Here is a 16,959-nt window from a genome sequence, read left to right on the forward strand (position 1 = left end):
TCGCAGAACGCCTGTCCCAGGAGACATGCATGGCCACTCATTCCCGTCAGCACGCGCTGACGCAAGCGCGCCTGCTGTTCAACCAGCAAGGCGCGGTGCCCGGCGGCATGGTCGCCGAGCCCATCCTGCGATCGTGGCGGCGCTGCGCCGACCTGGGATTCGACATGCGCGGGGTGCGCCGCGCCGAGCTCATGACCCAGGGCGAACTGCGCGAGGCCCAGCAGCGCAATGAGGCGCTGCGCCGGCTGTCCGAACCCGCCATGTCCATGCTGCGCCGCGAGGCCGGCGGCAGCGATGGCCTGGTGATCCTGTCCGACGCGCAAGGCCTGGTGCTGGACTCCGACGGCGACACCGGTTTCGCCCAGCGCGCGTCGCGCGTGGCGCTGATGCCCGGCGCGCCGTGGGACGAAGCGGCCGCAGGCACCAACGCCATCGGCACCGCGCTGGTGGAAGGCCGGCCCATCGCCGTGCATGGCGCGGAACACTATTTCGAACCCAACCGCATCCTGACCTGCGCCGCCGTCCCCATTACCGACAGCGAAGGCCGCACGCTGGGCGTGCTGGACCTGTCCAGCCCGGCCCGCGATCTCCGCCCCGACGTGCTGGAACTGGTGCGCGCCGCCGTGGACCTGATCGAGCACCGTTTATTTGAACAAGCCTATGAGCAGCACGCCGTGCTGCGGCTGCACGTGGACCATTCCGGACTGGGCGCGCCGGGCGAAGGCCTGCTCGCCTTCCAGGGCGACCTGTTGATCGGAGCCAACCGCCGCGCCTTACAGGCGCTGGGCCTGGCGCCCACCGCCCTGGGCGTGTACCGCTACGCCGACGTGTTCGACGGCGAGATGGAGCGCTGCCCCGACGCGGCCGGCAGGGTGCTGACGCGATCGGGCGCCGTGTACCACGCGCGTCTGCGTTGGCCGCGCTCGCGCGCGCCGCAGGCGCCGGCACGGCCGCTGCTGCCGCCCACCGCGGGCTCGCGCCCTGCCGCGCCGAATTTCGATGCCGCGACCCTGGGTGCGCTGGCGCGCGCCGTGCACCTGTCGGACGCGGGCGTATCCATCCTGCTGCAGGGCGAAACCGGTGTGGGCAAGGAAGTGTTCGCGCGCCAGTTGCATGCGCGCAGCAAGCGGGCCTCCGGGCCGTTCGTGGCGGTGAATTGCGCGGCGCTGCCTGAAAGCCTGATCGAGTCCGAACTATTCGGCTACGAAGACGGCGCCTTCACCGGCGCGCGCCGCCAGGGCAGCAAGGGGTTGCTGCGCCAGGCGCATGGCGGCGTGCTGTTCCTGGACGAGATCGGCGATATGCCGCTGGTGCTGCAATCGCGCCTGTTGCGCGTGTTGCAGACGCGCGAAGTCTCGCCGCTGGGCGCGGCGCGGCCGGTGTCCGTGGACTTCGCGCTGGTGTGCGCGACCCACCGGCCGCTGGCCCACGAAGGGCCCGACGCGCCGGTGCGCCCGGACCTGTATTTCCGCATCGCCGAATACACCGTCACGCTGGAGCCGCTGCGTGCGCGCGCCGACCGCCTGGAGTTGCTGCGCGGCCTGTGGGCGGCGCAGGGTGCGGGGCCGGTCCTGCCGCCCGATATCGAAGCGATCCTGGTGGCGTACGCGTGGCCAGGAAACTATCGGCAACTGGTGGCGGTATTGCGCACGCTGCACGTGCTGGCAGGGCCTGCCGGCATGGTCGACGCCGACATGCTACCCGCCGACATCCGCGGCGCGGCGGCAGCGCCGCAAGCCACAGGCGGCGACGGCGATCCGGCAAATCTGCAAGCCATGACGGACGCTGCGATTCGCGAGGCCCTGGCCGCTCACGGCGGCAACGTCAGCCGCGCGGCGCGCGCATTGGGCGTGCACCGCAGCACGCTGTACCGGCGCGCTGCGGCGCTGGCCTCGCCGCGCGCAAGATAGTTTTTTTGCCTAGCCCACCAGGCGCGCAAGTTCCGCGCCCGGATCCTTGGCGCGCATGAAGGCTTCGCCCACCAGGAAGGCATCGACCTTGTGCTGGCGCATCAGCTGCACGTCTTCGGGCTTGAGGATGCCGCTTTCGGTCACGACGCGCTTGCCCGCGGGGATCCGGGGCAGCAGGTCCAGCGTGTTCGACAGGCTGGTCTCGAAGGTGCGCAGGTTGCGGTTGTTGATGCCGAGCAGTGGCGTCTTCATGGTCAGCGCGATGTCGAGTTCCTTGGCGTCGTGCACTTCCACCAGCACGTCCATGCCCAGTTCCATCGCCAGCGTTTCATAGTCGCGCAATTGCGCGGGGCTGAGCGCGGCCACGATCAACAGCACGCAGTCCGCGCCCATGGCGCGCGCGGCGATGATCTGGTACGGGTCGATCACGAAGTCCTTGCGCAGCACCGGCAGCGAGCAAGCCGCGCGCGCCTGGCGCAGGTGGTCGTGGGAACCCTGGAAGAACTGCACGTCGGTCAGCACCGAGAGGCAGGCTGCGCCATGCACCGCATAGGTGGAGGCGATTTCCGGGGGATTGAAGGGGTCGCGCAGCACGCCCTTGGAGGGCGAGGCTTTCTTGATTTCAGCGATGACGCCGGCCTTGCCTTGCGAGATCTTGTCTTCGATGGCTTGGGCAAAGCCACGCACGTCCTGCCGCGCCTGCGCTTCGCGCAGGACTTCGGCTTCGCTGCGCATCTGGCGAGCGGCGGCGACTTCCTCGGCCTTGACGGCGAGGATCTTCGCGAGAATATCGTTCATTTCAGGAATTTCCGGGTATATGCGCAGAATTCTTCCAGCTTGGCTCGCGCCGCGCCGGTGGAGATCAATTCGAATGCTAGTGCTAAGGCTTCGGGAATGGAATCGGCTTTATTGCCAGCATAGATGGCGAGTCCCGCATTGAGCGCGACGATGTCGCGGGCGGTGCCCTCGACATTTTCGAGCGCCTCTATGACAAGCTCGCGCGATTGTTCGCGATTGGACACCTTGATGCTCCGGTTGGACATCATGGATAGCCCGTAGTCCTCGGGATGGATCTCATATTCGAGGATTTTTCCGTCCTTGAGTTCCCCGACCAGGGTGGCGCCGCCCAGCGAGGCCTCGTCCATGCCGTCCTTGCCGTGCACCACCAGCACGTGGCGCGAACCCAGGCGTTCCAGCACGCGCACCTGGATGCCGACCAGGTCCGGATGGAACACGCCCATCAGCTGGTTGGCGGCGCCGGCCGGATTGGTCAGCGGGCCCAGGATGTTGAAGATCGTCCGCACGCCCAGCTCCTTGCGCACGGCGGCCACGTTCTTCATGGCGCCATGGTGGGCGGGCGCGAACATGAAACCGATGCCGGTGGCCTGGATGCACTCGGCCACCTGCTCGGGCGTCAACACCAGGTTGGCGCCCAGCGCTTCCAGCACGTCGGCGCTGCCGCTGGAGGACGAGGCGCTGCGGTTGCCGTGCTTGGCGATCGGCACGCCGGCGGCGGCTGCCACAAACATTGCTGTGGTGGAAATGTTGAAGGTATGGCTGCCGTCGCCGCCGGTACCGCACATGTCGAGCAGGTCGGCGGGGTTGGGCGTGACCACGGGCGTGGCGAATTCGCGCATGACCTGCGCGGCCGCGGTGATCTCGCCTATGGTCTCTTTCTTCACGCGCAGGCCCATCAGCAGGGCGCTTGCGATCTGCGGCGACATTTCGCCGCGCATCAGCATGCGCATGAGATGCAGCATTTCGTCGTGGAAAATTTCGCGGTGTTCAATGCAGCGCGTCAGCGCTTCGGCGGGGGAAATCGTCACGATGCGTCCTTCTTAGGCGAGGTTCAGGAAATTGCGGAGCAGGGCATGGCCGTGCTCGCTGAGCACCGACTCGGGATGGAACTGTACTCCGTATAGCGGCAGGGTCTTGTGGCGCACGCCCATGATGTCGCCGTCCGGCGCGGTCGCGGTCACGGCCAGGCAGTCGGGCAGGGTGGCGGGATCGATGGTCAGCGAGTTGTAACGGATCACGGTGTAGGGGGTGGGCAGATCGGTGAAGATGTCCGTGCCCGTATGCGAGATCCGCACGGTCTTGCCGTGCATGATCTGCTGCGCGCGCACGATGTCGCCGCCGTAGGCCGCGCCGATGGCCTGGTGGCCCAGGCACACGCCCAGGATGGGTTTCTTGCCGGCGAAGGCCTGGATAACGGGCACCGAGATGCCCGCCTCGGCGGGGGAGCAGGGGCCGGGCGACACGCAGATGCGGTCCGGATTCATGGCGGCGATCTCTTCCAGCGTGATCTGGTCGTTGCGCGCCACGCGCACGTCCTCGCCCAGTTCACCGAAGTACTGAACCAGGTTGTAGGTGAAAGAGTCGTAGTTGTCGATCATCAACAGCATTTAATTCTCCTCTAGGGCCGCCCGGCGGCCCGGATATGTCCGGTTGGGGGCGGGGCCTCAGATGGGCTCGTCCAGGCCGTGCTGCACCTGCTCCGCCGCGCGCAGCACGGCGCGGGCCTTGGCTTCGGTTTCGGCCCATTCGGCTTCGGGGTTGGAGTCGGCCACGATGCCGGCGGCGGCCTGCACATACAGCGTGCCGTCCTTGATGACGCCGGTGCGGATGGCGATGGCCACGTCCATTTCGCCGCCGTAGCTCAGGTAGCCGGCCGCGCCGCCGTAGATGCCGCGGCGCACGGGCTCGAGTTCGTCGATGATCTTCATGGCCTCGACCTTGGGCGCGCCGGTCAAGGTGCCGGCGGGGAAGGAGGCGCGCAGCACGTCCATGCTGCTCATGCCCGGGTTCAGCGTGCCGGTGACGTTGGATACCAGATGCATTACGTGCGAATAGCGCTCGATCACCATGGTGTCGCTGACCTTGACCGAGCCCACCTGGGCCACGCGGCCCACGTCGTTGCGCGCCAGGTCGATCAGCATCACGTGTTCGGCCACTTCCTTGGGGTCGGCCTTCAGTTCGGCGGCAAGGGCGGCGTCTTCCTCGGGGGTACCACCGCGCTTGCGGGTGCCAGCCAGGGGACGGATGGTGATCTGCGACTTGGGTTCGCCGTCTTCCACCACGCGCTCCTGGCGCACCAGGATCTCCGGCGACGCGCCGACCACCTGGAAGTCGCCGAAGTTCCAGAAGTACATGTAGGGGGAGGGATTGAGCGACCGCAGGGCGCGGTAGAGGGAGAGGGGGGAATCGCGGAAGGGCTTGGCGATGACCTGGCCGATCTGCACTTGCATCAGGTCGCCGGCGGCGATGTGTTCCTTGGCGCGGTGCACGGCCGCCAGATAGTCTTCCTTCTTGAAGTCGCGTCGCTCTTCGGTCTGCATGCTGGAGTGGCTGTAGGGAATTTCCACGGGGCGTCGCAGGCGGGTGCGCAGGTCGTGCAGGCGCTGCTGGGCGCGGCTGTAAGACTCGGGCTGGCTCGGGTCGGCGTAGACCATCAGGTAGATGCGGCCGGCCAGGTTGTCGACGATGACCAGCTCGTCCACGTGCATCAGCATCAGGTCGGGCGTACCGCCTTCCATGCCGGCGGGAAACGGCTTGACCGCGGGGCCCAGGCAGGGCTCGATGTGGCGCACCGTGTCGTAGCCGAAATAGCCCGCCAGGCCGCCGCAGAAGCGCGGCATGCCCGGGCGCAGGGCGACCTTGAAGCGGCTCTGGTACTGCTCGATGAAGGCCAGCGGATCGCCGTCGTGGGTCTCGGCGACCTTGCCGTCATGCAGCACTTCGGTGCGGGTGCCGCTGGCGCGGATCACCGTGCGGGCCGGCAGGCCGATGAAGGAATAGCGGCCGAAGCGCTCGCCGCCCACCACCGATTCCATCAGGCAGGTCATGCGCCCGCCCTGGGGGCCGGCATGCGCCAGCTTCAGGTAGATGCCCAGCGGGGTGTCCAGGTCGGCATAGGTTTCGGCGACCAGCGGGATGCGGTTGTAGCCTTGTGCGGCGAGGGCCTTGAATTCGATTTCGGTCATGTCGGGTCTCGTGAGCGATTTATCTGCTTTCGGACCAGGCGCACAACAAAAAAGCCCGGTCCAGGTTACTGGTTCCGGGCTTGGCTCTGTGTTTTACACAGCTACGGCACTAGGCGGCATACGCGTCCAGGGCCGGGAGGGATCATCGCCACCCGGAAGACAAACGCCACCAGCGCCACGAGGCGCCGAGCATTTGGTTCTGGATGGAAACGTTCATTGAGCTTTGTTCAGTATTGAATTCGCGGTGAGCCGCCAAGTATTCAGGAGCCTGTTTTTGCCGCGTTCCGGTTTTGATTCCAGATCACGACCCACTCGGCGGCAGCGACTAGCGTGTCCACTATACCATCGACATCCAGCTCGCGCACGTCGCGGCCTTCGTTGTAGCCATAAGGCACCACCAGGACCTGGGTGCCCGCGCTGCGGCCCGCCTGGGCGTCATTGACCGAATCGCCGATGGTCACGGCTTCCTCCGCGGCGACGCCGAGCAAGTCGCAGGCATGCAACACCTGGTCGGGATCCGGCTTGCGGCGCTCGCAGGTGTCGCCGCAGACCACGGCGTCGAAAAAGCCCGCCAGGCCCGTGCGCTGCAGCAGCGGCAGGGTGAATTCGGTGGGCTTGTTGGTCACCACCGCCAGCTTCAGGCCCTGCTCGCGCATGAGCTTCAAGCCTTCGATGACGCCGGGGTAGATCTGCGCTTTCTCACCGTTGGACAGGTGGTAGTGGCGATAGAAGGCGGCGCGGGCGACATCGAACTCGGCGGCAGTGGGGTCGGCGGCGTCCAGGCTGCCGGCCAGGCTGCGGCGCACCAGGTTGTCCACGCCCTTGCCGACGAAGGTGGCCACCACGTCTTCGCGCAGCGGCGACATGCCCAGCTCCACGCGCATGGCGTTGGCCGCGAAGGCCAGGTCGGGAATCGAATCCAGCAGGGTGCCGTCCAGGTCCAGCAGCGCGGCGCGAAAAACGGTCATGTCGGTTCCCGAGGCTTAGATGGCGGTGGTTTCGCCGATGGCGATCTGGTCGCGCATGGACTTGATGATGCCGGCGTAGTCCGGCTTGCCGAAAATGGCGGAGCCGGCCACGAAGGTGTCGGCGCCGGCGCGGCGGATTTCGGCGATGTTGTCGATCTTCACGCCGCCGTCCACTTGCAGCACGATTTCCTGGCCGCCGGCCTGCATCCAGGCGTCGATCCGGGCGCGCGCCTCGCGCAGCTTGGTCAGCGCGCCGGGGATGAAGCTCTGGCCGCCAAAGCCCGGATTGACCGACATGATCAGGATCAGGTCGATCTTGTCCATCACATAGTCCAGGTAGGACAGCGGGGTGGCGGGGTTGAACACCAGGCCGGCCTTACAGCCGTTTTCGCGGATCAGCGACAGGGTGCGGTCCACGTGGCGGCTGGCGTCCGGGTGGAAGCTGATGTAGTCGGCGCCGGCCTTGGCGAACATCGGCACCAGGTCGTCCACCGGTTCCACCATCAGATGCACGTCGATCGGCACCTGGACGTGGGGGCGGATCGCCGCGCACACCATCGGGCCGATGGTCAGATTGGGGACATAGTGGTTGTCCATCACGTCCACGTGGATCCAGTCGGCGCCGGCGGCGACGACGTTGCGGACTTCCTCGCCCAGGCGGGCGAAGTCGGCCGACAGGATGCTGGGGGTGATGCGGGTGGAAGCCTGTTGGGTAGACATGATGTTCGGGATCGGGGAGGGCATAATGTGCCATTATTGCAGTTTGAGGCGCGGTACCGGGAATGGCCCGGCCCGGCGGGTCCGGGAACCGCGTCTTTTCCTGCGTCCGGCGCCGTACCACGGTGGCCTGCCAGCATCACACAGGGAAGGACTGTGAAACCTTACGACCTGAGCGTCTCTGTCTCTCCGCGCTTCGTGCCCGAACAGTCCGACCCTGCCGAACAGCAGTTCGTGTTCGCCTATACCGTCCGCATCACCAATACCGGCGAGCATCCCGCCCAGGTGATCAGCCGCCACTGGATCATCACCGACGGCAACCAGCGCGTGCAGGAAGTGCGCGGCCTGGGCATCGTCGGGCAGCAGCCCTTGCTGGCGCCCGGCGAAACCTTCGAATACACCAGCGGCTGTCCCCTGCCTACCCCGGTGGGCACGATGCGGGGCACCTATCACTGCGTCGGCGAGAACGGCATTCCGTTCGAAGTGCCGATCGCCGAATTCGTCCTGGCCATGCCGCGTACCCTGCATTGAATGGCCCGGCCACCCGTCGCACGTTTTTTCATTTGCTCATGAAGCGCATTCTCAGTCTGTCCGTGCTGTCCGTATTGCTGGCGGCATGTTCCACCCCCTCCGATATCCCGCCCGACTCGGGCTCGTCCAGCATCCCCGGCCCGTCCGCGCCTGCGGCCGACGGCCCTCTGGTGGTGCCGTCGCTGGCATCCTTGCCGGACACGCCACCGCGCGCGCTGGCCGGCAAGTACAAGGCGGCCAACTGGTCCGAGATGCCCGGCTGGAGCAACGATGACCTGTCGCGCTTCTGGCCCCTGTTTCTGCGCAACTGCCGCGGCCTGATGCGGCCGACCAGCGGCAACCTGGCCGCGCCCGCGCGCGCCACGCCGCGGGCCTGGCAGCCGGTCTGCGCCGCCGCGGTGGATCCGGCCCGCGCGCCCGCTGCCGGTGATGGCGAGGGCGTGCGCCGCTTCCTCCAGACCTACCTGCAGCCCTGGCGCCTGAACGCCGCCGACGGCAAGCCGGCCACCAATACCGTGACGGGCTATTACGAGCCTCTGGTGCGCGGCTCGCGCCGCCAGGGTGGCAGCCACCAATGGCCGCTGTACACCGTGCCCGCGGACCTGCTGACCATCGACCTGGGCTCGATCTATCCGGAACTGGCGGGCAAGCGCGTGCGCGGCAAGCTGGACGGCAAGCGCGTGGTGCCCTATGACTCGCGCGCCGCCATCGAGTCCTCGGGCCGCCGCCCGCCCGTGCTGGTGTGGGTGGACGACCCCGTCGACAACTTCTTCTTGCAGGTGCAGGGCTCGGGCCGGGTGCAGCTGACCGACGGCCCCGATTCGGGCAAGACCATTCGCGTGGCCTATGCCGACCACAACGGCCAGCCCTATGCGTCCATCGGCCGCTGGCTGATCGACCGCGGCGAGCTGTCCGCCGACCAGGCCTCCATGCAGAACATCCGCGCCTGGGCCCAGCGCAACCCCAAGCGCGTGCCGGAAATGCTCAACGCCAACCCGGCGGTGGTGTTCTTCCGCGAAGAAATGGTGGTTGATCCGGAACAAGGCCCCAAGGGCGCCTATGCCGTGCCGCTGGCCCCGATGCGCTCGATCGCGGTCGACGCGGGCTTCGTGCCGCTGGGTACGCCCGTGTTTCTGGCCACGACCTATCCTGCATCCGACCGGCCGCTGCAGCGCCTGGTGCTGGCGCAGGATACGGGCACGGCCATCCGAGGCGGCGCGCGCGCCGACTTCTATTGGGGCTACGGCGACGAAGCCGGCCAGCAGGCCGGCCGCATGAAGCAGCGCGGCCAGATGTGGGTGCTGTGGCCGAAACAGGCCGGGGAGCCGAGCGCAAGATGAGCCATCAGATCGTCGTTTGCGGGGCCGGCATCGTCGGCCTGTCCACCGCCCTGGCGCTGGCCCGCCGCGGCCAGCGCGTGGCCGTGCTGGCGCCGCGCGCCAGCGTGCCGCCGGCCGATCCCGACCGCTATCACCCGCGCGTCTACGCCATTTCGCCCGCCAGCCAGCGCTTTCTGGCCGAACTGGGCGTGTGGGACGCCATGCCCGCGTCCCGGCTGACGCCGGTCAACGCCATGGAAATCCACGGCGACGCCGACGGTCAGGTCAACCTGAGCGCCTGGCAGGCGGCGCTGCCGCAATTGGCCTGGATCGTCGAGTCCGGCGAAATCGAGCGCGTGCTGATCCAGGCGGTCCGCATGTTCGGCATTCCCTGGCTGGAGGACCGCTGCACGGGTTACCGCGACGGTGCGATCGACACCGAAAGCGGCGCGCGCATCGAGGCCGAGCTGTTCGTAGGCGCCGATGGCGCCGCATCGCCGCTGCGCGAGGCTGCCGGGCTGAAGCATGAGGCCGTGTCCTACGACGACACGGGCCTGGTAGTGCACCTGGACGCGGAGCGCCCGCACCAGGGCGCCGCTTTCCAATGGTTCCGCGACGACGGCGTGTTGGCCCTGCTGCCGCTGCCCGACACCTCGGCCGGTCCGCAGGTTTCCATGGTCTGGTCCATGCGCACCGAGCTGGCCCAGGCGCTGCTGGCCTTGCCGCCCGAGGAGCAGGCCACCCGGCTCGAGGCCCTGCTGGCCGAGGCCGCCGAGGGCCGTTTGGGCGCGCTGAAGGTCCGCAGCAAGCTGCATGGCTTCCCCTTGACGCTGGAACGCGCCCAGATGGTCGCGCCCGGCATCGCGCTGGCGGGCGACGCGGCGCACCGCCTGCACCCGCTGGCGGGCCAGGGGCTGAACCTGGGCCTGGGCGATGTCGAGGCCCTGGCCCGCGTCGTCGCCGGCCGCGAAGCCTACCGCGCGGCGGGCGACCTGCGCGTGCTGCACCGCTACCAGCGCGCGCGCGCCGAGCCGGTGCTGGCCATGCGCCTGGCCACCGACGGCCTGCACAAGCTGTTCGCCTCGCGGGCGACGCCGCTGGTCTGGCTGCGCAACGCCGGCATGCACTGGGTGGAAAGGGCGCCGCTGATCAAGCGCCGCCTGATTACCGGCGCTTCGGCCAACTAACCGGTTCCGCCCCGCCGGCGGAACCTAGCCTGCGGGCGAACTGTCTGACCCATAGGGGGCGCCTGCCCGTGCGGGCCGGATTCGCCCAGGCGCGGATCGGTTACCCTTTCCGCACAAGAACACGATAGACAAGTACAGGAGTACCGATGAATTTCCGCATATCCGCCACTCTGGCGGCTTGTTTCCTGGCCGCGGGCCTGGGCTTGTCCGCCGGCGCGGCGGCCCAGGGCGACAAGTCTGTCTCGACCCAGTCGGTGGGGCAGCCTGGCAAGGGCGACAAGAGCTATTCCACCACCCAGGTGGCGCCGGCCGATCCCGTGGCGGACGCGGTCAAGGACCGCTTTCGCCAGCGTTTCGACGGCATGGACGTGACGGCCGTGCGCCGCACGCCTTACGGCCTGTTCGAAGTGCAGCTGGGCATGGACCTGATCTACACGGATGAAAAGGTGACCTGGGTCATGGAAGGTCCGTTGATCGACGCCATGACGCGCCGCGACGTCACCCGCGAAACGCAGGAGCGCCTGAGCGCCGTATCGTTCGACCAGTTGCCGCTGGACCTGGCCATCAAGCAGGTCAAGGGCGACGGCTCGCGCAAGGTCGCGATCTTCGAAGACCCCAATTGCGGCTACTGCAAGCAATTGCGCAAGACGCTGGAAAACGTCGACAACATCACCGTCTACACCTTCCTCTATCCCATCCTGTCGCCGGATTCCAAGGACAAGGTGCGCGACGTGTGGTGCTCCAAGGACCCGGGCGCCACCTGGGACGACTGGATGCTGCGCGGCAAAAAGCCCGCCACCGCGAATTGCGACGTGCCCGAGGACAAGCTGCTGGCGCTGGGCCAGAAGCTGATGGTGCGCGGCACGCCGACCACCTTCTTTGCAGACGGCTCGCGCGTCAGCGGCGCCTTGCCGCTGGAGCAATTCAAAGCCCGCTTGAACTGACCGGCGCGCGGCGCCGGCCGGGAGGCTGGCGCCACAGGCGCCTAGCCCCCGGAGACAGCTCTTGAAAATCGCAATACTCGACGATTACCACGACGTAGCGAAGCGCTATGCGGATTGGACCTCGCTGGGCGGTGACGCCGAGGTGCGGATCTTCAACAATTTCATCCCGGAAGGGCAGGTCGAGCCATCGCTCGAGTCCTTCGACGTGATCGTCGCCATGCGCGAGCGCACGCCGTTCCCTGCCGAACGAATCCGCGCCCTCCCAAATCTGCGCCTACTGGTCACCACCGGCATGCGCAACAACGCCATCGACATGCAGGCCTGCGCCGAGCAGGGCATCATCGTCTGCGGCGCGCCCGGCAGCGCCGACGCCAACACCGCCACGGCCGAACTCGCCTGGGCGCATATCCTGGGCCTGTTCAAGCACCTGCCCGCTGAAGACGCGGCCATGCGCCGCGGCATGTGGCAGACGGCCATGCCTGAGCCGCTGGCGGGCAAGCGCCTGGGCGTGCTGGGCCTGGGCAAGCTGGGCGCGGCGGTGGCCAAGGTGGGCCTGGCATTCGGCATGGAGGTGGTGGCCTGGAGCCCCAACCTGACCGACGAGCGCGCCGAGGCCGCCGGCGTGAAGCGGGTGGACAAACACGAGCTCTTCGCCACGTCGGACGTCATCAGCCTGCACCTGATCCTGTCCGAGCGCAGCCGCCACGTGGTCGACGCCGCCGCGCTGGCCGCGATGAAGCCGACCGCCTACCTGGTCAACACCTCGCGCGCCGGCCTGGTGGACCAGGAAGCCCTGATGGACGCGCTGGTGAAGTTCCGCATCGCGGGCGCCGGCCTGGATGTCTATCCCGAGGAACCGTTGTCGCCCACGGACACCGTGCGCGACCTGGACAACGTGATCCTGACGCCGCACCTGGGCTACGTCAGCCGCGAGAACTTCGAAGCCTTCTACCAGAACGCCCTGGAAGCGGTGAAGGCGTGGAAGGCCGGCAAGCCCATCCGCGTGCTGAACGCGTAGGCGTTGCGACTGTAAAAAGTAAAAAGGCTGCCCAGGGCAGCCTTTTTTACTTCCGCGCAGTTGTCAGCCGCGCGTGAACGTCACCTTCTTCTCGACGATGGCGCCCGGCTCCTGCGTCTGCGGCGCATCGCCACAGGCTTCGCCGGCATCCTCTTGCGGATCCTCGGCGTCGAACGCCGTGTCGCCGTTGGCGTCCGGCACGCCGGTGGGCTTCAGGCCCACGAAGTCGAACAGGTCACGGTCCATCAAGTGCGAGGGCACCACGCGCGACAGCGCGTTGAACACGTTCCACGAGCGGCCCGGATGCTGCTTGTCCCATTCCTTGATCATGCGGCCTACTTCCTTGCGCTTCAGGTTCTCTTGCGAGCCGCAGAGATTGCAGGGAATGATGGGGAACTGTTTGAGTTCCGCATAGGCGATCAGGTCGGTCTCCGGCACATAGGCCAGGGGGCGGATCACCGTGTGGCGGCCGTCGTCCGACACCAGCTTGGGCGGCATGCCCTTGGCCTTGCCGCCGTAGAACAGGTTCAGGAAGAACGTGCCCAGGATGTCGTCGCGGTGATGGCCCAGCGCGATCTTGGTGGCGCCCAGCTCGGAGGCGACGCGGTACAGGATGCCGCGGCGCAAGCGCGAACAGAGCGAGCACATGGTCTTGCCCTCTTCCAGCACGCGCGTGACGATGGAATAGGTGTCCTGCGTCTCGATGTGGAAGGGCACGCCCAGCGTCTTCAGATACTCGGGCAGGATATGGTCGGGAAAGCCGGGCTGCTTCTGGTCCAGGTTGACCGCGATCAGCTCGAACTTGAAGGGCGCGCGCTTCTGCAACTGCAGCAGGATGTCCAGCATCGCATAGGAATCCTTGCCGCCGGACAGACAGACCATCACGCGGTCGCCTTCCCCGATCATGTTGTAGTCGGACAGGGCGCGGGTGGTTTCGCGCGCCAGGCGCTTGGTCAGCTTGTTGCCTTCGTGGCGGGCCTTTTCTTCGGCCTCGGTGCGAAAGCGCACCTCGGGGGTAGCGATATCGTTCATGGTCAACGCGTGATCTGGATTTCCACGCCTACCGCCGCGCAGTCGGAAAAGGCCATGGGTTTGCTGATGCGCAGGCGCAGGGCGCGGATTTCCTGGAAGTCGGCCAGCAGGCGCGCCGCGACCTGTTCCGACAGGGTTTCGATCAGGTTCACGTGCGCCTGCGTGCATTCTTCCACGATGGCTTCGCGCAGCCGGCGGTAGTCCAGCACGCTGTGGATATCGTGGTCGTCGACCGAGCGCTGGATGTCCACGTCGAATTCGGCGTCGACATGCAGGGGCTGGGTGGCGCGGCGCTCGTGCTCGAGGATGCCGATGCGGGCATCGAGCGCGAGCCCGGAAAGAATGATACGGCGTGTAGGCATGATGAAAACCTGGGTGGGGTAGCCCGGAATTGTAAGGCGACAGCGGAACGAGGGCGGCGCGCTGGCTACAATCCGGCCATGTCCGGGCGTCCGCGAGGCGCCGGCGCAGTCAATAAGGGGTGAAATGCAACAGATGCACGATTCGGTCATTGTAGGCGGCGGCCCGGCCGGCGCCTCCTGCGCCCTGTGGTTGGCGCGGCTGGGCCTGTCCCCGCTATTGGTCGAGGCCGGCGCCCGGCTGGGCGGGCTGGGCAATGACAACCCTTTCGCCGACGACTGGATCGCCGTGCTGCCGGGCGTCACCGGGCAGCAGGTGGCCGCCAATATCGACGCCAGCGTGCGCGCGGCCGGCGTGCCGCTGCGGCTGGAAACGCGCGTCGCCGGGGTGCGCCCCTGCAAGGGCGGCATCGAGGCCACGCTGTCCGGCCCGGACGGCGCCGAATCCCTGGTGCGCGGGCGCACCCTGGTGATCGCCTCCGGCGTGCGCGCCAAGGGCCTGCCGGACCATCCTCCGAATGCATCCTGGCCGGGCGTGCTGATCGGTCCTGGCTCGCCCATCGTGGCGCAGGACTACTCGGGCTTGTCGGTGGCGGTGCTGGGCGGGGGCGACAACGCTTTCGAAAACTATGTCTACGTGCGCAACCGCGGCGCCCGCAGCGTGCATCTCTATGCCCGCAGCGTCCGCGCCCAGCAGCAATGGGTGACGCGCGCCGGCCGCGAAGGCGTGCACATCGGCCCGTACAAGGTGGACCCCGCCAGCCGCAGCGTGGACGGCAGGCAATACGACCTGATCCTGGTCTTCTACGGCTGGGAGCCCCAGGCCGGCTTTGCCGACAGCCTGCATCTGGCCCGCGACGAGCGCGGCTACATCCGCACGGACTTCGCCACCGCCGAAACCAGCGTGCCGGACATCTATGCCGTGGGCGAGGTGGCGCACCGGATGCATCCCTGCGTGGTCACCTCCATGGCCGACGGCGTGGTCGCAGCCAAGGCCATCCAGCGCCGCTGGGAGCGCGGCGCGGAATAAGGCGGCTGGCTCAGGCCGCGAGCAGGAATTCCATCACCGCGGCTTCGAACGCCTCGGGCAATTCGATGTTGGCCAAGTGCACGGCCGGCAGCGTCAGCAGCCTGGCGCCGGGAATGGTCGCGGCGATCTGCTCGCCATGGCTGGCCGCAGTGACGGTGTCGTGCTGGCCGGCGATGACCAGTGTCGGATTGGGGACCAGGGCGATGGTCCGGCGCAGGTCGAAGTCCCGCACGGCCGCAAATGCGCCCGCCAGGCCGTGCTTGTCGGTGCTCAGCAGCATGGCGCGGAACGGTTCGACGGCAGGGTTGCCATCTCGTAACCAGGACGCGGGAAACCAGTTCTTCAGGAACGTTTCGGCTGTTTCCGACATGTCTTCCGCCCGCAGCGTGGCGGCGATGCGTTCGTCCCATTGCGGCGCCGGTCCCAGATAGGCCGAAGTGTTGCTCAGGATCAGGCGGCCGACGCGCTCGGGAGCATGCACCCCCAGCCACTGGCCGACGATGCCGCCCAGCGACAGTCCCAGGAAATGCGCGCGCTCGATGCCCAGCCCATCCAGCAGTTCCAGCACATCGCGGCCCAGGCGGTCCAGCGAATAGGGGCCTTGCGGCACGCTGGACGCGCCATGGCCGCGGTAGTCATAGCGCAGCACGCGGAAGTGGCGGGTCAGCGCGGGAATCTGCGCGTCCCACATGTGCAGCGTGGTGCCGATGGAGTTCGCCAGCACCAGCGTGGGCAGGTCCGCGTGGCCATCGTAACGGTAGGCGATGCGGGCGCCGTCGCCGGCGGTGTAGTGGGAGATATCTTGCATGATGGTTCGCCTCTCGGTGATGGGTGTGAGGCAAATCGTAGTTGCGCACCGTTCAAGAAAAAATTACAAAGTTCTCACAATCATTGTCGGAAAAACAGACATGAGCGAATTCACGCTGCACGATCTCCAGTGCTTCGACGCGGTGGCGCGCGCCGGCGGCTTCCAGGCGGCCGCGGTAACGCTGCACCGTTCGCACCCGGCGGTGTTCGCCGCCGTGGCCAAGCTGGAACGGCAGCTGGGCCTGGCCCTGCTGGACCGCAGCGGCTACCGCGTGAGCCTGACAGCCGCGGGGCAGTCCTTCCACGCCCGTGCGCAATCGCTGCTGCGCGAGCTGACCGCCTTGCGTGCGCACGCCGAACAACTGGCGATGGGCGAGGAAACCGAACTGCGGATCGTGATCGGCGATTTCTGCCCGCGGCCCTACGTGCTGGGCTTGTTGAGCCGTTTCTTCGCGGACTGTCCGGCCACGCGCCTGGACCTGCACTTCGAAGCCGTGTCCGGGCCGCTGGAACGCCTTTACGATGGCGAGGCCGACCTCATCCTGCATCGCGTCGACAAGAACGACGCCCGCATCGAATGGGTCGATTTGGTCAAAGTGCCTTTCGTGCCCGTCGTGGCGCCGGGCTTTCTGCGTGAGCCCGTGCCGCGCGCGATCAAGCCCGCGCTGCTGCGCGACTACACGCAATGCGTCATGCGCGATACCGCCACGCACTCGCCATCGCAAGACTATTTCACCGTCGAAGGCGCGCGCCAGTGCACGGTGGCTGACCAGTTGATGAAGAAGGAAATCATCCTGCAAGGCATGGGCTGGGGCCATATGCCGCGCTTTCTCATCGACGATGAACTGCGTGACGGCAGTCTGCTTTCCATTGCCAACCGCCATCTGCCCGGCAGCGTCGAAGAACTGGTGGCGGCGCGGCGCACGGACCGGGCGCAAGGCCCGGTGTCGAACCGCTTGTGGCAGTACCTGCAGGCTGCCGCGCCAGCCTTGCGCCGCGCCTTGGCATCGCGTCGCGGCCGCTAAGGGAAAATACGCATGGCATAGCGCCACACGCTTCTTCAGAATGCCTTCCAGACGCAAGTTCGTCTTCAAATTTTCGCCGACTGCCAGTGTTGCCAGTCAGGCGTAGGGCAAAAAGGCCCGAGCCGGAAT

The 16,959-nt window shown here is 67.3% G+C and carries 17 protein-coding genes; 8 read left to right on the top strand and 9 right to left on the bottom strand.

Annotated elements, in window-relative coordinates:
- The first annotated feature begins 29 nt into the window (after positions 1-29).
- On the top strand, positions 30-1,910 hold the full coding sequence (locus AC6LKD_RS18980) for a sigma-54-dependent Fis family transcriptional regulator (protein WP_498117094.1): 1,881 nt from the start codon (positions 30-32) through the stop codon (positions 1,908-1,910).
- A 9-nt stretch (positions 1,911-1,919) separates the two neighbouring features.
- Here AC6LKD_RS18980 and trpC read toward each other — a convergent pair whose 3' ends face one another.
- The 6 genes from trpC to rpe form a co-directional block, all read right to left on the bottom strand.
- Positions 1,920-2,708 carry an indole-3-glycerol phosphate synthase TrpC gene (gene trpC, locus AC6LKD_RS18985; RefSeq protein WP_498117095.1) on the bottom strand — a complete coding sequence of 263 codons (789 nt, stop codon included), beginning with the start codon at positions 2,706-2,708 and terminating at the stop codon, positions 1,920-1,922.
- Complete coding sequence (gene trpD, locus AC6LKD_RS18990) at positions 2,705-3,736, bottom strand: anthranilate phosphoribosyltransferase (RefSeq protein ID WP_013391095.1); 1,032 nt, start codon at positions 3,734-3,736, stop codon at positions 2,705-2,707. The genes trpC and trpD overlap by 4 nt, the downstream gene beginning before the upstream one ends.
- 12 nt (positions 3,737-3,748) lie before the next feature.
- Positions 3,749-4,315: an aminodeoxychorismate/anthranilate synthase component II gene (locus AC6LKD_RS18995; protein WP_013391096.1), complete on the bottom strand. Its 567-nt coding sequence runs from the start codon at positions 4,313-4,315 to the stop codon at positions 3,749-3,751.
- Positions 4,316-4,372: 57 nt separating this feature from the next.
- Entirely contained in the window at positions 4,373-5,893 is a 1,521-nt protein-coding gene (gene trpE, locus AC6LKD_RS19000) for an anthranilate synthase component I (RefSeq protein ID WP_498117096.1), read from the bottom strand.
- A gap of 260 nt (positions 5,894-6,153) precedes the next feature.
- Positions 6,154-6,861, bottom strand: a complete 708-nt coding sequence (locus tag AC6LKD_RS19005) for a phosphoglycolate phosphatase (protein WP_492275853.1) — start codon at positions 6,859-6,861, stop codon at positions 6,154-6,156.
- Positions 6,862-6,876: 15 nt separating this feature from the next.
- Complete coding sequence (gene rpe / locus AC6LKD_RS19010; RefSeq protein ID WP_013391099.1) at positions 6,877-7,605, bottom strand: ribulose-phosphate 3-epimerase; 729 nt, start codon at positions 7,603-7,605, stop codon at positions 6,877-6,879.
- A gap of 129 nt (positions 7,606-7,734) precedes the next feature.
- Between rpe and apaG the strand changes: the two genes are divergently transcribed.
- The 5 genes from apaG to AC6LKD_RS19035 all read left to right on the top strand — a co-directional run bounded on the left by apaG (position 7,735) and on the right by AC6LKD_RS19035 (position 12,577).
- On the top strand, positions 7,735-8,109 hold the full coding sequence (gene apaG / locus AC6LKD_RS19015) for a Co2+/Mg2+ efflux facilitator ApaG/CorD (protein WP_207469053.1): 375 nt from the start codon (positions 7,735-7,737) through the stop codon (positions 8,107-8,109).
- Positions 8,110-8,147: 38 nt separating this feature from the next.
- The gene (gene mltA, locus AC6LKD_RS19020) at positions 8,148-9,449 is read left to right on the top strand and encodes a murein transglycosylase A (protein WP_492275855.1); all 1,302 of its coding nucleotides are present in this window, start codon (positions 8,148-8,150) and stop codon (positions 9,447-9,449) included.
- Entirely contained in the window at positions 9,446-10,615 is a 1,170-nt protein-coding gene (locus tag AC6LKD_RS19025) for a UbiH/UbiF family hydroxylase (protein ID WP_492275856.1), read from the top strand. The genes mltA and AC6LKD_RS19025 overlap by 4 nt, the downstream gene beginning before the upstream one ends.
- Positions 10,616-10,761: 146 nt before the next feature.
- Positions 10,762-11,559, top strand: coding sequence for a DsbC family protein (locus AC6LKD_RS19030; protein WP_492275857.1), 798 nt, complete (start codon positions 10,762-10,764; stop codon positions 11,557-11,559).
- 61 nt (positions 11,560-11,620) lie between these two features.
- A complete protein-coding gene (locus AC6LKD_RS19035; RefSeq protein WP_498117098.1) occupies positions 11,621-12,577 on the top strand; it encodes a D-2-hydroxyacid dehydrogenase family protein in 957 nt (318 codons plus the stop codon).
- Positions 12,578-12,640: 63 nt separating this feature from the next.
- Here the strand turns inward: AC6LKD_RS19035 and ttcA are convergent, their stop codons facing one another.
- Both ttcA and folB read right to left on the bottom strand, forming a co-directional pair.
- Positions 12,641-13,609, bottom strand: coding sequence for a tRNA 2-thiocytidine(32) synthetase TtcA (gene ttcA, locus AC6LKD_RS19040; RefSeq protein WP_498117099.1), 969 nt, complete (start codon positions 13,607-13,609; stop codon positions 12,641-12,643).
- 2 nt (positions 13,610-13,611) lie between these two features.
- Positions 13,612-13,971, bottom strand: a complete 360-nt coding sequence (folB, locus tag AC6LKD_RS19045; RefSeq protein ID WP_013391106.1) for a dihydroneopterin aldolase — start codon at positions 13,969-13,971, stop codon at positions 13,612-13,614.
- A gap of 124 nt (positions 13,972-14,095) precedes the next feature.
- On the opposite strand from folB, the gene AC6LKD_RS19050 reads away from it, so the two are divergent.
- Positions 14,096-14,998: an NAD(P)/FAD-dependent oxidoreductase gene (locus AC6LKD_RS19050; protein ID WP_492275860.1), complete on the top strand. Its 903-nt coding sequence runs from the start codon at positions 14,096-14,098 to the stop codon at positions 14,996-14,998.
- 10 nt (positions 14,999-15,008) lie between these two features.
- Here AC6LKD_RS19050 and pcaD read toward each other — a convergent pair whose 3' ends face one another.
- Positions 15,009-15,806, bottom strand: coding sequence for a 3-oxoadipate enol-lactonase (pcaD, locus tag AC6LKD_RS19055; protein WP_013391108.1), 798 nt, complete (start codon positions 15,804-15,806; stop codon positions 15,009-15,011).
- A 100-nt stretch (positions 15,807-15,906) separates the two neighbouring features.
- Here pcaD and AC6LKD_RS19060 point away from each other — a divergent pair, with 100 nt between their 5' ends.
- The gene (locus AC6LKD_RS19060; RefSeq protein ID WP_013391109.1) at positions 15,907-16,830 is read left to right on the top strand and encodes a LysR family transcriptional regulator; all 924 of its coding nucleotides are present in this window, start codon (positions 15,907-15,909) and stop codon (positions 16,828-16,830) included.
- The last annotated feature ends 129 nt before the right edge of the window (positions 16,831-16,959 follow it).

The sequence above is a fragment of the Achromobacter sp. D7-1 genome, assembly GCF_059760445.1.

Excerpts from the sequence above, each read along its gene's own strand:
- AC6LKD_RS18980 (WP_498117094.1), top strand. The coding sequence starts at position 30 with ATGGCCACTCATTCCCGTCAGCACGCGCTGACGCAAGCGCGCCTGCTG.
- trpC (WP_498117095.1), bottom strand. The coding sequence starts at position 2,708 with ATGAACGATATTCTCGCGAAGATCCTCGCCGTCAAGGCCGAGGAAGTC.
- AC6LKD_RS18995 (WP_013391096.1), bottom strand. The coding sequence starts at position 4,315 with ATGCTGTTGATGATCGACAACTACGACTCTTTCACCTACAACCTGGTT.
- trpE (WP_498117096.1), bottom strand. The coding sequence starts at position 5,893 with ATGACCGAAATCGAATTCAAGGCCCTCGCCGCACAAGGCTACAACCGC.
- AC6LKD_RS19005 (WP_492275853.1), bottom strand. The coding sequence starts at position 6,861 with ATGACCGTTTTTCGCGCCGCGCTGCTGGACCTGGACGGCACCCTGCTG.
- rpe (WP_013391099.1), bottom strand. The coding sequence starts at position 7,605 with ATGCCCTCCCCGATCCCGAACATCATGTCTACCCAACAGGCTTCCACC.
- mltA (WP_492275855.1), top strand. The coding sequence starts at position 8,148 with ATGAAGCGCATTCTCAGTCTGTCCGTGCTGTCCGTATTGCTGGCGGCA.
- AC6LKD_RS19025 (WP_492275856.1), top strand. The coding sequence starts at position 9,446 with ATGAGCCATCAGATCGTCGTTTGCGGGGCCGGCATCGTCGGCCTGTCC.
- AC6LKD_RS19030 (WP_492275857.1), top strand. The coding sequence starts at position 10,762 with ATGAATTTCCGCATATCCGCCACTCTGGCGGCTTGTTTCCTGGCCGCG.
- ttcA (WP_498117099.1), bottom strand. The coding sequence starts at position 13,609 with ATGAACGATATCGCTACCCCCGAGGTGCGCTTTCGCACCGAGGCCGAA.
- folB (WP_013391106.1), bottom strand. The coding sequence starts at position 13,971 with ATGCCTACACGCCGTATCATTCTTTCCGGGCTCGCGCTCGATGCCCGC.
- AC6LKD_RS19050 (WP_492275860.1), top strand. The coding sequence starts at position 14,096 with ATGCAACAGATGCACGATTCGGTCATTGTAGGCGGCGGCCCGGCCGGC.
- pcaD (WP_013391108.1), bottom strand. The coding sequence starts at position 15,806 with ATGCAAGATATCTCCCACTACACCGCCGGCGACGGCGCCCGCATCGCC.
- AC6LKD_RS19060 (WP_013391109.1), top strand. The coding sequence starts at position 15,907 with ATGAGCGAATTCACGCTGCACGATCTCCAGTGCTTCGACGCGGTGGCG.